Origin of the sequence: Paenibacillus sp. B-A-8 (assembly GCF_048572915.1) — a bacterium.
Classification (GTDB): domain Bacteria; phylum Bacillota; class Bacilli; order Paenibacillales; family Paenibacillaceae; genus Paenibacillus_AQ.
Genome location: NZ_CP183882.1, coordinates 588,816 through 602,280, shown reverse-complemented (window position 1 = coordinate 602,280; position 13,465 = coordinate 588,816). Strand labels below are relative to the sequence as shown.

Sequence of the window (13,465 nt, the reverse complement as noted above, 5' to 3'; positions counted from 1 at the left end):
TCAAATCATTTTTTAAAAATCAACATTGCTTATCCCCTTAAGGTGCTATAGTCTTGAACAAAAAGGAGGAATCCTATGAGAATCTCCCTGATTCAGACGGATATAGCATTTGGCAATCCTGCTATGAATTATGCTACTGTAGCAAATAAAATTAGTGAAGCTGCTGCTGCATCGCCCGACTGTCTTATTCTCCCTGAGCTTTGGACCACCGGCTATGATCTAACCCGGCTAGAAGAAATTGGCGATCTAGACGGAGCAATAACCAAAGAATTCATCTCCAGCTTAGCTAAACAATACAATATCAATATCGTTGCTGGTTCAGTCGCTAGTAGGAATGCCTCCGGGGTAACTAATCGGATGTTTATATTTAATCGAGCTGGGGAACTCGTTGGTGAATACAGTAAGCTGCATTTGTTCCAGCTAATGGATGAGCATCTGTATTTGCAGCCGGGAGAAGCCAAAGGACTCTTCTCTATGGAGGGTACCTTATGTGCCGGATTAATCTGTTATGATATCCGATTTCCAGAATGGGTTCGTGCCCATACCGCGCAAGGCGCAGAAATCTTGTTTGTCAGTGCAGAGTGGCCATTATCTAGGCTATCCCATTGGCGTGCGTTACTGATCAGCCGAGCGATCGAGAACCAATGTTATGTAATAGCCTGCAACCGTGCTGGAAATGATCCTAACAATACCTTTGCTGGGCATTCTATGATAATCGATCCTTGGGGAGATATTTTAGTTGAGGCTTCTGAAGGGGAAGAAATCCTAACGGGGGATATCGCATTACATAAGGTGCGTGAAATCCGATCACAAATCCCGATTTTTGCAGACAGACGTCCGGATTTATATGAATAAAAGGACGTAACAGAAGCCGGGCTCTCGCCAGATTCTGTTACGTCCTTCTTTACGATGCTCAATATCCATTTATCCTTGGGCATAACGTTCACGCAGGACTCGCGCAGCATCCAGAACACGCGGATCCTTATAGTCCAAGAAATATCCTGTCTCCTGCTGCAGCCTGTCAGAGGATTTAAGCAACACTCCACGGGCAGCTAATGCTTGTCTAATCCCTGCGGCAAATACTTCAGTGGTAATCGGCCCACCTAGTTCACCAAGCCCAGCGATTGTCTCTGGACGAACCCGCGGATAAGATAATGCCGAGTCTCCTCCAGAGGCGTGCTCATAGAATTTATGAATGAGTTCACCGCGTTCCTGTCCCGAACCCGAAACTACTACAAATGCATGTACGAAATAAGCATTATTTTGTCTGCGCTGAGCAATGCCGCAAAATTTCCGCCCATTAATCGCCAAATCGAAGTCCCCCGGGCAATAAGATCCAACAATCTCACCAGCCTTTATTTGAGCCGCAGCCTGTGGATGACTCATAGCAACTGCCTCCGTGATCAGAGAAGCCAGAAGCCTAAAGTCATCATGAAAATCCAGCTTTCCGCGTCCTTTGGGTAGCACTAACGAAACATTAACAATTCCATCATCCAGAGGCACCGCAGCACCGCCGGAATGTCTTACCGCTGTACGAATCCCTTGCTGCTCCAGCTTAGTCATCGCTTGGGCAGCGTACGGAAGCTTGCTGTCCCGTAGTCCAAGCGCAACACCTCCAGAATGGCTCCATAGGTGCAGGCTAGGAGGAACGAGACCCGCTCCAACATCCCTGCAAAGGGTCTCTTCAAAGGCGAACGGGATCAACAGCTCCCCGGCCCCCGCTTCTTCTACCTTTTTACTATTATCCTTTAAGATCAAATGCTGGAAGAGTCCCATTTCTGCAGGAAGTCCGATGGCTTCCTTACTTCTATTAATAGATCCATTGATCATTGCATCATACTCACGAGTATCCACCGATTCCCCTCTTTCTCGTATTATCCGTGATATTGTAACCTATCTGCCCCGCTAGTGCGAAATCAGAATTGAAATGAGGTTATGATAACGCTATCCTTATAGTATACGAACATGCCCCGGCTCGAATAGGGGGTTGCCTTAGGTTCATGCTATACACAACGTTAAGGAGTGATGCCGCATGACAGTGGAAGTGATGAAGGAACGACAGTTAACCAAGACAAGACAATGGGAACAGGCACTTAACCTGCTGTATATTGATTTCTGGGATTACTGCCATGATGCAATTAGCAAATTCGATGACGAGGACATTCACCAAGCAAGAGTGAACTGCCGTAAGCTGTTAACACTGCTTTCCATTCTCGACCCTGGTCATACTCTAGGGCTATACCCCATATTTGAAAAAGCCCAAAAGAGATTAGGCAAGGTCAGAGATGCAGATGTTCTGATTGAATCGTTCAAGACTAAACGTAAACACGCCAAGGAAAACGGCGATACAAAGACAGCAGAACTGTTGAAGGCTGTGATCGACCACCAAAAGGACAAGCGCAAAACTTATCGTAAGAAGCTGGCCGATGAGCTGCCTAAGCTAATCAATGAAGATCTGGATGATAAGTGGAAAGCTTTCCTAAGTGAACAGCTTGAGGCCCTGGTAGCGAAAAAAGATGCTAACGTTGTCATGCGCGAACTTGAGGTAGCTTACGAGCAGAAGAAAAAAGCTTGCAAGGCTATATTTCGTGGACAAGATGCCGAATCAGAAGCAGCCTTCGACTCATTGCACGAGCTGAGGATGGCCGCTAAGGAGCTGCGATATACCGCTAGTGCAGCCTCTTTTGCGTTAAATCAAAAGTTCCATGCCCATGAGGAAATATATAAACAGATCCAAGATCAGCTCGGGCTGATTAACGATAAGCGCCTTTGGCTGGAAACACTACATGCTATTGGGCGAGAAGAGCTCAATGTCGGCAAAAAAACATGGAATACCTTTACTGAACAATTAAAAACCGAAGTACTCGATGCGTTACACCAAAATGATATCGTACCTGTCACACTTCAGACGAAGTAGCTCTGAATCGTTTACAATCTCTCTATTCAGCGGTTGTATCTGATGCACCGTACTCTTCAATATTCAGGTTTATTTCATAGGTAATCGGAATTTGGCTGAAGGTTTCGTCCCAGTTATCCTTGACGCTCCTCCATACGGCTGGATGCTGATTATGCAGACTGGTGCCGAAACCGGCAGCTTCGGTATGCAGTTCCTTTTGCATTTTTGTTACAGTAGTTTGCACCAATTCTAGGACACGCTTCTGCAGCAAAGCTTTATCCTTCTTTACAATTCCGTCATGTAATTTTTTCGGTTTCTCGGCAAAAACCTCGGCATATCTACCTGTAGATTTTATTTTCACATAAAAAGAAATCTGCCCGTTGTTCACATTAGCTTTGATCTTGCTATGCATGGATTTAACTTCATAGGTTATGAGATTATTAGTATCCGGATCATACGTCTTAAGCACTCCCCCTAATCCCTTTCCGGTCAGCCAGGCCATCCCCTCCAGCTCCGACTCGTCCAAAAAGCCGATAAGCTTCCCCGTTGTCCCTTTGAATACGCCTGCTCCTGCTAGCTTAGTCTCCTGATCAATAGCGATAACATTTTGCACTAAGAAGCTTTTCTTTCCTTGTAACGGGCCAACTACTTTGGCCAGTGTTACCGGCTCCCATATCCCCATATTCCGGTCTCTGTTATTGAAGATCCCTTCTAGTACAAATGCAGGGGTCTGACCCGGCAGTGCATTTTCCAATACATCTTTGGCTTTTCCTTTGCTGACAAATAACATGACACTTGGACGAATATCATTATCCCGTGTAAAGAAATCTATGAGTTTAGTAAGGTTATTGGAACGCGCCAGTTCCTCACTAATCACAATAACCTTAAGGTGATGACCAATCGGAGTGCGTCTAGTACGCAGTGAAAGCTGCCGCATCGCTTCAAAGATGGAATCGCTGGTTTCACTCATATTATAGTAATTCTTAAAAGAGGAGGATGAACTGCTAGAAGACTTCATAACGGCTCCACCCGACCCTTGTGGAATCGTAAATTGATAGGTACTTATTATTTTTGGATGTTTCGAATGATTCTCAACTCCTGACTTAACAGCCTCCTCATCTTCTGACGCGTCCACACTATCAAGTGCAACACCAATCTCCAAGTTTAATTCCTCTATAGGTGAACTGCTCCAGCAGCCGGACAAGAGGCTACATACTAGAGAAAGAACGATCCACATCCTCCATTGTTTCATGAAACAGCCCTCCGGAAGTATGTAATGATTAATAGTGGCAACGGAAGCAATCCGAATAGAATAAGCATACAATCCCCAATACCTGTTCCAAATGTAAACAGAGCATTCACATTTGGAGGAATCCTAGAAACTACATAAACAACCGGAAGTAACGCCAACAAACAGCTTTTAAAGTTTTTATGAATGATTTGAGACAACCCTAACGCCGCCGCATAAATCGCAATACAAAAAGTACAAAAGATCTGCATAATCCAGATCACCAACAACAATGACTCAAACCTTTCAAAGATGAGATAGTTCACTTCAAAGCTTCGAACAAGATCGAGAAACGGCCAGGTTCTTGTGAGGACCCCATCGATAGAAAAGGCACCTATAGTCGCTACAACAGCCAGGACATAAAATATCGTCGATATACAGGTTCCGGCTATAATTACCTTTACTGCTTTTTGGGGCTTATCCATAAAAGCAACAACAAACAGCATCGCTTCACCAGCTGTAAAGGTTAGGATGGTTGGCTTAATGCCATTCCACACAGGATCTAATCCATCTCCAAGTATTGGAAGAAGATTGTTGAGGTCGAAAACTTCAAAACTTAGCAGACAAACGCCTAAAAACACTGTCCAGGTTATCGGAACTATAAGTCTGCACATACTAGTGATCGCATTAATGCCTCCTCTGCATAAATAGAAGGCAATCCACATAAAAGCAGCCACTATTGCCCAAGGAGGTGTACCTTCCAGTAGGAAAAAAGAGGTCACTTCTTGCACCGAACGTATCTCAAAGCCGGCGATACTGAGAAAATATCCAATGACTCCTAATGAGAGAACTGTTCCGAGAGGCTTGCCGATGATCTTCCCGATATACTGAAAGAAAGTTTGGCCCGGGAACCGTTGACTAAGTTTTACGATGATCAATCCAAACAGAAAGGAGGCCACTCCTCCTAAAAAAACAGCTATCCAAACATCTGGTGCACCACTAGCTTCAACAATTGTCCGAGGAAGCGTAAGTACCCCTGCCGCAATCGTATAGTTGGCTAGAATGATCGTCGCTTGAACAGCAGTAATCCGGTCCTTTACCTCGGCGCTCATGTTCTCTTCCTCCTTTACCTAGACTTTTTACCCTTTACGCAAAGGGTCCTTTGGTTTCAACAACGTAGGCCGCCCAGTTAGAAATTGCAAAGGCATACGGAATATAAAATCTTTCCAATTGACTGACTTATTCGGAACTGCCAGACCAAGATAGGGAACACCAAAGCTCTTCAGCTTAATTAAATGACTACTAAGCAAAAGAAAAAATAGTACCACTCCGTATAATCCAAAGATTGCTGCAAAAAACATAGCTGCAAATCGAAGCATACGAAGCGTCATCCCAGCACTATACATTGGCATAGAGAAGGAAGAAACAGCCGTAATTGATACTACAATGACTAGGATTGGACTCACGATTCCAGCTTCCACCGCAGCTTGACCGATGATCAGACCGCCGACAATCCCCATTGCCGGACCGATAGGTTTAGGCAAGCGAAGTCCAGCCTCCCGTAAGATTTCAATCGAGGTCTCCATAATCAAGGCTTCGATTAATACAGTGAAGGGAACACCTTGCCGAGAGGCAATAATAGAAATGGCTAGCTTAGTGGGAATCAATCCCGGCTGGAACGAGAGGAAGGAAATATATAGTGCCGGGGCAAACAGTGATATCGTTGCCGCAAAAAAACGTAAAAGGCGCAGCAGCGAGCCTACCATCCAGCGATCATTATAATCCTCTGGCGATTGCAGTAACATCCCGAAGGTTACCGGCATAATCAATGCAAAGGGTGTACCGTCAAGTAAAATGGCTACTCTTCCTTCCAGGAGTGCTGCCATTACACGGTCCGGTCTCTCTGTATTTTGAATCTGCTGGAAAGGACTGTAGCTATTATCTTCGATTAATTGCTCAACATAGCCAGATTCTTGAATATCATCTAAGTCTATCGTTTCAATTCTTCGTTTGACCTCTTCTACAAGTTCATCATTCGCAATATCCTTGATATAGGTTAGGATGAGCTCCTTCTGCATTCTCTTTCCTACAGTAAAAGAAATCATAGCTAGTTCTGTACTCTGCCCGTGTCTACGCAGCATTGCCGTGTTGTCGCTTAAGGTCTCGTTAAATCCACTTCGTGAGCCCCGCAGGACTGCTTCAGATTCCGGCTCCTCTATCCCTCTTGTAGCCCCCTTCGGACTACTGAGCACAAAAGCCTCTGATATTCCCTCCACAAGCAACACGGCAGATCCAAATAACACCTTCTGAAGAGAGAGGTATGCATTATTCGTAAGCCCCACTTCCGAGATAAGCAGGATCTCATGGATGAGAATATCTTGTAGATCCTTTGCTGCCGGTACCGAGTTCATATCCTTAAATGGCTGATACGCATTCATTAACGGCTTCAATATATTCCGATCCATTTTGTCTTTGTCTGTTAGTCCGTCTACGTACAATAGCGCTGCTCTTGTCTTTATGCTTCCGATTCGCAGCTCCCTTACATTCACATCATGCATATCGGCGCTGATCGCTTTAAACTTCTGCAAATCATCCTCAAAGTGGCCGCTATAAGTGATTCTCTTTCCCTTATCCTTAGTTACTACATCCGAGCTAGACTGCTCCTGGGATCGTTCTAATAGGCTTGTTTTTCCAGATGCTGCTTCTCCGTAAGGAACCCCTCCACCCTTACTGCCAGTAGCTTTTTCCGCTCTAGTGGTTTTCCTGTCTTCTTTGGCTTTAGCCCAGCTTATTGTACGAAGTAGGAAGAAAGGGACACAGAAAATCATAATCCCTTGGAAAATCACACCCCAACTCGGAATTAATTCTATTACCTCGTTCCACACCCCTAACCCCTCCTTTATAGCTGTGATCGTATTTTTTACCGAAGATGGATAATTCATGCATACAAAAGAAGACCCCACAATTTGGGGTCTCCCTAAGATCATCTTTATAATTATTTCCCTATGCTTGAATAACCTTGTTTAATACACCTTGGTAGGCTGATATCGGACGTAGGCCTACCAACTTTTCCATGGCCTGCCCATCTTTATATACAATGACTGTAGGCATTCCCATAACCCCGGCTTCCCCAGCCAGATCCGGCAATTCGTCACAATTCACCTTTACAATAGAAACATCATCTCCATATTCCTGATGAAGATCCTCCAGAAGAGGCAGCAGCACCTTGCAAGGAGGACACCATGGCGCACCATAATCTACCAATACCGTTCCACCACTGCCTATTTCTGCTCGTACCCAATCAGCACTATCTGCATTTGTAATAGCCATTTGTCATTCCTCCTCATAGTTTTCAACACCGGCAGTACTTACTCCAAGTTCTCCAGTGTACAAGTCCCTAACCTACTTTCGTTCTGCTCTTGCAAGATAGATGCCATTCTTTCTTCCAAATTCCGTTTGATCTGATTCAGCTCTACAAGCTGACGTTCAATATCTTCAAGCTTACTGCGGTATAGTGGCATCACTTCTGCGCAGAAAGCTTCTTTGTTCATCAAGACACAATGTAGAAAGCCTGCAATCTGTTCTGTTGACAGACCCAGGTTCAAATATAATTTGATCGTTTCTACCGTCTCCACAGCGAGTGAAGAGTACTCCCGATATCCGTTGGCCTGACGGATCGGAGAGATTAATCCCTGACTCTCATAATAACGAAGTGAACGGACGCTTACGCCCGTCAGTTTAGCAAGCTCACCTATTTTCATAGCCTTCTCCCCGGGGTTCATGAGAATTGTTCTACACCAGTATAAACCCTGACACCAATGTAAGAGTCAACAAAAAAATCCAACCGTAGTTATCCCACAGTTGGACTCGTTTTTCATCTATAATATAGTTGTCCACTTATAACCTACAATAATCCTGCTGCCCAAAGCCCACCTCTACGAATCATTTCACGGAATGGCTCTACCGAAAATGAAGGTAAATGATGCCCGGGCATTAAATAAACCACCCGACCCAAACCAAATTCGTGACACCAAGCTGCTTGTCGCATAGCTCCTTCATGTGGATATTCTGCAAGCACCGTCGTTTCGAAATACGGATGCATCTCAAAATAATACGGCTCATCCTCGATCACAAATTCTTCAATTCCCTGCATAATGGGATGCTCCCGTGCGGGTATGGACATCTGTAGCTTAGTGTATTCTGGATGATGGGTGAAGTGTGCGCCCAGCATAGCACCTAACTCCTGATTGCGTTGTAAGGAAATTCCGTTATGTACCACTAGTAGTCCGCCCCCCTCAGCCACATAGGACAGCAAAGCACTGCTTTGTTCCGCCGGGATTTTATCATCAGAAAATTCGGTGTAGGAGATTACCAGCTTGTAGTCAGACAACGTTTCTTTATGAAGCAGCGCATAATCCTCTGAGGAAAAAACCTGTAAGTCATTAGCAAGTATTTGTTCGATCTCCCGGTCCACGCCAGCAAAGGGGTGATATTTAACCTCCGAGTAGCTTCCGAGTGCGAGTGCCTTTAGTGTTGACATATTATCAGCGCCTTTCTTCCAATCCTATTTTGAGATACCCTTTCTACCAAGGCCACGCACTGCCATCCATATCCAGATAGGCCGGTTCCTCGCCCAGATATTTTTTATAATCGAGAACAAGAGCTATAATCTGTTCCGCCGACACTTCCGGAGTCGTTTGCGCTTGTTCATCCTTCTTACCATGCATATAAGTCTGCAGCCAGCCAGGATGGAATACCATCACTTGACCGCCAAGCGTTGTTAGATGATTATGCATCAAGGAGGACTGCATATTCAGTGCTGCCTTCGACATACAATAGCCGTACATGTTGATACGCTTATTTCGGGCAATACTGCCCGCTTCCGAAGAAATATTGACGATTAATTTATCCTTACTTTGCAGCAGCAGTCCCATCAGTGCATTGCTGACTCTTAACGCGCCAAGCGTATTTACATTATATATTTCTGCCATGGCTTCATCATCCAGCTCCACCAGCACAGTAGCATTATCAGCACCACGAATAATACCTGCATTATTAATAATAATATCGACATACCCAGTTTTACTGGCTATTACTCTTGCGGCCTGCTTTACACTGTCTTTATTGCTGATATCTAGGGAGATAAGCTCTAACTGTTCAGGATATTGTTCTTTAAGCGCTTTCAAATCTTCTGATTCTTTCAAAAACTGTCCTGCAAATACTGAGAACTGTTTGGCCAGCAACGAACGTACAAGCGACAGTCCGAGCCCGCGATCAGCTCCAGTTACACATGCAACTCTCTTCATTCTTCTGAACACTCCTATCTCGTAGCGATATAGTTAGGCATGTTGCTTCTTTTCACCTTAGCATGCTGTACTCTTTTTTTCAACGGGATTGGTTTCAGGTATAGCACCCTCTTATGCAAGCCCTTCAGAATCCTTTTTGTTTTAATTTTGATATATGTTACAATCATGATTACAGGTTGTTAACAACACAATTGTTAGCAAAATAACGATCCCAGGAGGGTGATATCTATGTCTATTCAACAACTCCATACGCTGGAGGATCTTGAGCAATATGTAGCTAAGCCTGGCAAGAAGCTGCTGTTCAAACACAGCACGACCTGCCCGATTAGTGCTAAAGCTAATGAAGAGTTTCAGGCTTATCTGAAGGATGCGGATACTGCCGCTGCAGTGGTCTTAGTCATCGAGGATCGTCCCGTTTCCAATCAAATTGCTGAGGATTTCGGCATCAAACATGAATCTCCACAACTCTTCCTGCTTGAGGACAATGAGGTTCGCTGGAACACTTCCCACTGGAAGATCACAAGAGATGCTATCAAAGAGGCTGTGAACCAATGAGTGAGCCAGTGATTGTCTATTCAACCGCAGGATGCAGTGACTGTACTTTGGTTAAAAATTATCTTACGGAGCAGGGTGTCCCTTTTGAAGTAAGAGATGTTATGACCAGCACAGTCTATCAAGAGGAAGTTGAGAAGCTTGGATTCATGGGCGTTCCTGTCACCGTAGCAGGGGATCAAGCGATCAAGGGATTTAATCTTCCTGCACTCAAAGCACTCATCGAAGCTGCCCAATAATTCACCCATTAAACTATTCAGTACCTGATGTAATTCATAGCTGCAAAAAAAGAGTATCCTCACAGCCGATCGACTTGAGGGTACTCTCTTTTTCATTCGTCATCATCTATGGTTCCTCACGAATGAGATCCGCCACAACCAGTACATCCACGTTTCTGGCAGAACGTAGAATCTGCTTAGTAACATCCCCGCGTAGCCATTTACGCAGCCATGAGCGTTGAGACTGGCCGATAATAATCTGAGTGCTCTGCAAAGCCTGAGATCTCTCTAGCAGCAAGGACGCCACTCGTGCGGGAAGCCCGCTCTCAATCATTTTAAACGTTCCACCCAGTCGTTCCGTCAATTCTTTTAAATCATTTATACGTTTATCGTAAACGAGTCCATTCTGTTTAATTTCCTGCACATACGTAACATACCAGCAGGCTTTTAGACGATATGCAATTCGAAAACCACGCCGAATTAAGCGCTCTGCATGATCCCCCAAAGTGATACATACATAAATGACTTCCTGACGCCGCCACGGTCCCCGTAGTGAACCGACACGCTCCCAAGCTTCCAGCCGCTCATCCACATCATCAGCAATTTCCCGCAGTGCCAGCTCTCGAAGAGCGATCAAATTCCCGATTTTGAAAAAAGCCCCGAGCGCCTGATCCACCTTGGCCATGGCATAGATTTTCCCGTCCTTCATCCGCTCTTGAAGCATCTTGGGTGATACATCGATAAGCTCTACCTCATTAGCCCGCTGTAGAATACTGTCCGGAAAAGTCTCTCTTACTCTAACGCCTGTAATTTGCTCTACGGCATCATTCAGACTTTCTAAATGCTGAACATTCACGGTAGAGATCACAGATATTCCCGCATCCAGCAGCTCCATAACATCCATATACCGCTTCTTATGTTTACTGCCCGGCATATTGGTATGAGCAAGTTCATCCACTAGCACGACTTCAGGATTACGCTTAATAATAGCTGCCGTATCCATTTCCTCCAGGACGGTCCCGCGATACTCCATACGTAGACGCGGAAGGATCTCCAATTCACCGATTTGTTCAAGGGTTTCTTTACGGCCATGTGTTTCCAAAAGTCCGATCACGACATCGATCCCTCTCTTCAAGAGATCATTCCCTTCACGCAGCATCTTGTAAGTCTTGCCCACACCGGGCGCTGCCCCGATATATACCTTAAAGGTGCCTCCGCGAATCGCATCAATTTTATCCTGTACTTCCTGACTGCTTAACCTGTGATAGACATCCGTTTTCCGTTCATTACGACTCTGCCGGGTTGGAAGTACACGTTCTCCCTCACGGTCAGCACGGTCCGCCACGAAGAACACATCCACACCTCGGATTTGCTTCAGTAACGAATTGGCAATCGAGCCCTTCCATAATTCCTGCCAAGCGGTCTGCTTGGAATGTCCCATAACGATTCGGGTTATATTGTGCCGGGTTGCGTATTTTACCAACAGACGAGGGATCTCCCGCTTCGAGCGATAGGTGATCTCCTCCATAGAGGCATCAATCTTCTCGGTCAGCTTCCAGAGAGATCGCTTAAAGGTGGCTGCTTCCTTAGAAAAGGTGAGACCCTGCTTCCAAAATGACACAACTGAAAGTTCCCCATTTAACCGTTTGGCGATTTGCTGTCCACGGCGGATATGGATCGAGCCGTTCCAATAATACTGTGCAGAGACTAAGACTTTCTCGGCAATCCCTGACGCTCCCTGCAGCCCTTGCTCTTCCCGATGTTTCTCCAGCGAATCATTAACATCCTCAGCAACCATCCGAAGTGCCAGCTCCCGCAGCTTGCTTAAATTCCCCTTGTTAAAAAGCGATATCTGCTGGTGCTTACCTAAATGTCCGTCGGACAAGCGCTGAAGTATCTTTTCCGGTGTCACATCAATTAGAACAATATCATCGGCAAGCGTAAGCACTTCAGCTGGAAGGGAATGCTCAACCTCAATTCCGGTCCATTTCCGCGCCAGATCCGCGGCACCCTCTAGTTCATATACGTTTACAGTTGTGATGACACTGATCCCATTACTCAATAAATATTTGATATCGTCCAGCCTTCCTGACCTCTCTGCACCTTCGCGATTCTGGTGAGCCAAGCCATCAGTAAGCACTACTTCAGGATTACGTGCCACAATAGCTTCTACATCAAGATCCTTCTTTTCGATATCCTTCTGAAACCAATGAATACTTGGTATCCGTTCCAAATCGCCCAGCTGATCCCTTGTTTCAGGACTTTGGTTCGTCGAAACCGCACAGATCACGGCGTCAATTCCTTGCGCTTTAAGCGCTTGACCCTCACGCAGCATCTGATACGTTTTGCCCGACCCGCTGACCGGACCGATATAGATTTTCAGACGTCCCCGATGCAGCTCATAGATCGAGAGCAGCAGCTCCTCCGGCGTCTTCCTCCGGTATGTTCCCATCAAGACCACTCCTTAATAACCCCGATCATGCATGTACTCTTCTGTTCCAAGAAGAAACGACGTTGTCGTCCTTCAAAGATGACAGCCGTTTCCCGTAGAAATATAAGGATGATGTATAATGTGCAACTTATACTTTCTTATATTCTAGAAAGGAAGATATCCCTGCCCGATTCTAAGGAATCTGGCAGGGATTTTTGTTATATTTATTTGTTCGATAGTTTCAATAGATCCATGTTTAGCTTCAATACATTAACCCGTTCTTCACCGAACAGTCCCAAGTCACGGCCCTCAGTATGCTTATTCACTAGCTCTTCCAGCTGCGAAGCAGGAATACCCGTTAAATTGCTAATCCGAGGAATCTGCACGATAGCCGAGCCAGGTGTGATATGCGGATCCAGACCTGAACCTGAGTTGGTGATCAAATCGACTGGCAATTTGTTCACGGGCACATCCGGGTTATCGAGCTGCCACTGCGCAATGAAATCCTTGGTCCGCTGCAGCATATCCGGATTGGATGGAGCGTAGTTATTGGAGCCTGAAGCCTCTGCTTTATACTCAATACTCGACACACGTCCATGAAATAAAGCCGGGTTCGTAAAGTTCTGTCCGATAAGTTCCGAGCCTACAACTACTCCAGCATCGTCCTTAAGTAAGCTGCCGTTCGCTTGCGACGGCATCAGAACCTGGGCAAGCGCTGTAGTCGTCAGAGGATAGATCACTCCACAAAGAACAATAAATACTAGACTTAATCGTACAATAATAAAGAAATAAGAACTTTTCGATGATGACAACTGCTCATCAGTATCCTCCATG

At 45.4% G+C, this 13,465-nt stretch carries 14 protein-coding genes; 4 read left to right on the top strand and 10 right to left on the bottom strand.

Annotated elements, in window-relative coordinates; genetic code table 11:
- The first annotated feature begins 75 nt into the window (after positions 1-75).
- The gene (locus ACN6MV_RS02740) at positions 76-855 is read left to right on the top strand and encodes a carbon-nitrogen family hydrolase (protein WP_419885634.1); all 780 of its coding nucleotides are present in this window, start codon (positions 76-78) and stop codon (positions 853-855) included.
- Between the two features lie 69 nt (positions 856-924).
- Here ACN6MV_RS02740 and ACN6MV_RS02735 read toward each other — a convergent pair whose 3' ends face one another.
- Complete coding sequence (locus tag ACN6MV_RS02735) at positions 925-1,854, bottom strand: lipoate--protein ligase family protein (protein WP_419885633.1); 930 nt, start codon at positions 1,852-1,854, stop codon at positions 925-927.
- Between the two features lie 178 nt (positions 1,855-2,032).
- Between ACN6MV_RS02735 and ACN6MV_RS02730 the strand changes: the two genes are divergently transcribed.
- Positions 2,033-2,917, top strand: a complete 885-nt coding sequence (locus ACN6MV_RS02730) for a CHAD domain-containing protein (RefSeq protein ID WP_375104695.1) — start codon at positions 2,033-2,035, stop codon at positions 2,915-2,917.
- A gap of 22 nt (positions 2,918-2,939) precedes the next feature.
- Here the strand turns inward: ACN6MV_RS02730 and ACN6MV_RS02725 are convergent, their stop codons facing one another.
- The 7 genes from ACN6MV_RS02725 to ACN6MV_RS02695 all read right to left on the bottom strand — a co-directional run bounded on the left by ACN6MV_RS02725 (position 2,940) and on the right by ACN6MV_RS02695 (position 9,430).
- Complete coding sequence (locus ACN6MV_RS02725; RefSeq protein ID WP_339289019.1) at positions 2,940-4,148, bottom strand: Ger(x)C family spore germination protein; 1,209 nt, start codon at positions 4,146-4,148, stop codon at positions 2,940-2,942.
- Positions 4,145-5,236, bottom strand: a complete 1,092-nt coding sequence (locus ACN6MV_RS02720) for a GerAB/ArcD/ProY family transporter (protein WP_419885632.1) — start codon at positions 5,234-5,236, stop codon at positions 4,145-4,147. Before ACN6MV_RS02720 ends, ACN6MV_RS02725 begins: the two co-directional genes overlap by 4 nt.
- A 27-nt stretch (positions 5,237-5,263) precedes the next feature.
- Entirely contained in the window at positions 5,264-7,009 is a 1,746-nt protein-coding gene (locus ACN6MV_RS02715; RefSeq protein WP_339289017.1) for a spore germination protein, read from the bottom strand.
- Positions 7,010-7,127: 118 nt separating this feature from the next.
- Positions 7,128-7,454 (bottom strand): thioredoxin family protein, encoded by a 327-nt coding sequence (locus ACN6MV_RS02710; RefSeq protein ID WP_419885631.1) that lies wholly within the window; start codon positions 7,452-7,454, stop codon positions 7,128-7,130.
- 38 nt (positions 7,455-7,492) lie between these two features.
- Positions 7,493-7,885 carry a MerR family transcriptional regulator gene (locus ACN6MV_RS02705; protein ID WP_375104690.1) on the bottom strand — a complete coding sequence of 131 codons (393 nt, stop codon included), beginning with the start codon at positions 7,883-7,885 and terminating at the stop codon, positions 7,493-7,495.
- Positions 7,886-8,028: 143 nt separating this feature from the next.
- Positions 8,029-8,664 carry a ThuA domain-containing protein gene (locus tag ACN6MV_RS02700; protein ID WP_042123841.1) on the bottom strand — a complete coding sequence of 212 codons (636 nt, stop codon included), beginning with the start codon at positions 8,662-8,664 and terminating at the stop codon, positions 8,029-8,031.
- Between the two features lie 43 nt (positions 8,665-8,707).
- Positions 8,708-9,430 carry an SDR family NAD(P)-dependent oxidoreductase gene (locus tag ACN6MV_RS02695; RefSeq protein WP_042123839.1) on the bottom strand — a complete coding sequence of 241 codons (723 nt, stop codon included), beginning with the start codon at positions 9,428-9,430 and terminating at the stop codon, positions 8,708-8,710.
- Between the two features lie 228 nt (positions 9,431-9,658).
- Between ACN6MV_RS02695 and ytxJ the strand changes: the two genes are divergently transcribed.
- Positions 9,659-9,985 (top strand): bacillithiol system redox-active protein YtxJ, encoded by a 327-nt coding sequence (ytxJ, locus tag ACN6MV_RS02690; RefSeq protein WP_042123836.1) that lies wholly within the window; start codon positions 9,659-9,661, stop codon positions 9,983-9,985.
- Positions 9,982-10,221 carry a glutaredoxin family protein gene (locus ACN6MV_RS02685; protein ID WP_042123835.1) on the top strand — a complete coding sequence of 80 codons (240 nt, stop codon included), beginning with the start codon at positions 9,982-9,984 and terminating at the stop codon, positions 10,219-10,221. Before ytxJ ends, ACN6MV_RS02685 begins: the two co-directional genes overlap by 4 nt.
- Positions 10,222-10,327: 106 nt before the next feature.
- Here the strand turns inward: ACN6MV_RS02685 and ACN6MV_RS02680 are convergent, their stop codons facing one another.
- Positions 10,328-12,652 carry a histidine kinase gene (locus ACN6MV_RS02680; protein ID WP_339289014.1) on the bottom strand — a complete coding sequence of 775 codons (2,325 nt, stop codon included), beginning with the start codon at positions 12,650-12,652 and terminating at the stop codon, positions 10,328-10,330.
- Between the two features lie 203 nt (positions 12,653-12,855).
- Positions 12,856-13,464 (bottom strand): potassium-transporting ATPase subunit KdpC, encoded by a 609-nt coding sequence (gene kdpC, locus ACN6MV_RS02675; RefSeq protein ID WP_156114902.1) that lies wholly within the window; start codon positions 13,462-13,464, stop codon positions 12,856-12,858.
- Position 13,465: the final 1 nt, after the last annotated feature.

Bases quoted from the DNA above. Each gene is read 5' to 3' on its own strand.
- ACN6MV_RS02740 (WP_419885634.1), top strand. From the start codon at position 76: ATGAGAATCTCCCTGATTCAGACGGATATAGCATTTGGCAATCCTGCT.
- ACN6MV_RS02730 (WP_375104695.1), top strand. From the start codon at position 2,033: ATGACAGTGGAAGTGATGAAGGAACGACAGTTAACCAAGACAAGACAA.
- ACN6MV_RS02725 (WP_339289019.1), bottom strand. From the start codon at position 4,148: ATGAAACAATGGAGGATGTGGATCGTTCTTTCTCTAGTATGTAGCCTC.
- ACN6MV_RS02720 (WP_419885632.1), bottom strand. From the start codon at position 5,236: ATGAGCGCCGAGGTAAAGGACCGGATTACTGCTGTTCAAGCGACGATC.
- ACN6MV_RS02710 (WP_419885631.1), bottom strand. From the start codon at position 7,454: ATGGCTATTACAAATGCAGATAGTGCTGATTGGGTACGAGCAGAAATA.
- ACN6MV_RS02705 (WP_375104690.1), bottom strand. From the start codon at position 7,885: ATGAAAATAGGTGAGCTTGCTAAACTGACGGGCGTAAGCGTCCGTTCA.
- ACN6MV_RS02700 (WP_042123841.1), bottom strand. From the start codon at position 8,664: ATGTCAACACTAAAGGCACTCGCACTCGGAAGCTACTCGGAGGTTAAA.
- ACN6MV_RS02695 (WP_042123839.1), bottom strand. From the start codon at position 9,430: ATGAAGAGAGTTGCATGTGTAACTGGAGCTGATCGCGGGCTCGGACTG.
- ytxJ (WP_042123836.1), top strand. From the start codon at position 9,659: ATGTCTATTCAACAACTCCATACGCTGGAGGATCTTGAGCAATATGTA.
- ACN6MV_RS02685 (WP_042123835.1), top strand. From the start codon at position 9,982: ATGAGTGAGCCAGTGATTGTCTATTCAACCGCAGGATGCAGTGACTGT.
- ACN6MV_RS02680 (WP_339289014.1), bottom strand. From the start codon at position 12,652: ATGGGAACATACCGGAGGAAGACGCCGGAGGAGCTGCTGCTCTCGATC.
- kdpC (WP_156114902.1), bottom strand. From the start codon at position 13,464: ATGGAGGATACTGATGAGCAGTTGTCATCATCGAAAAGTTCTTATTTC.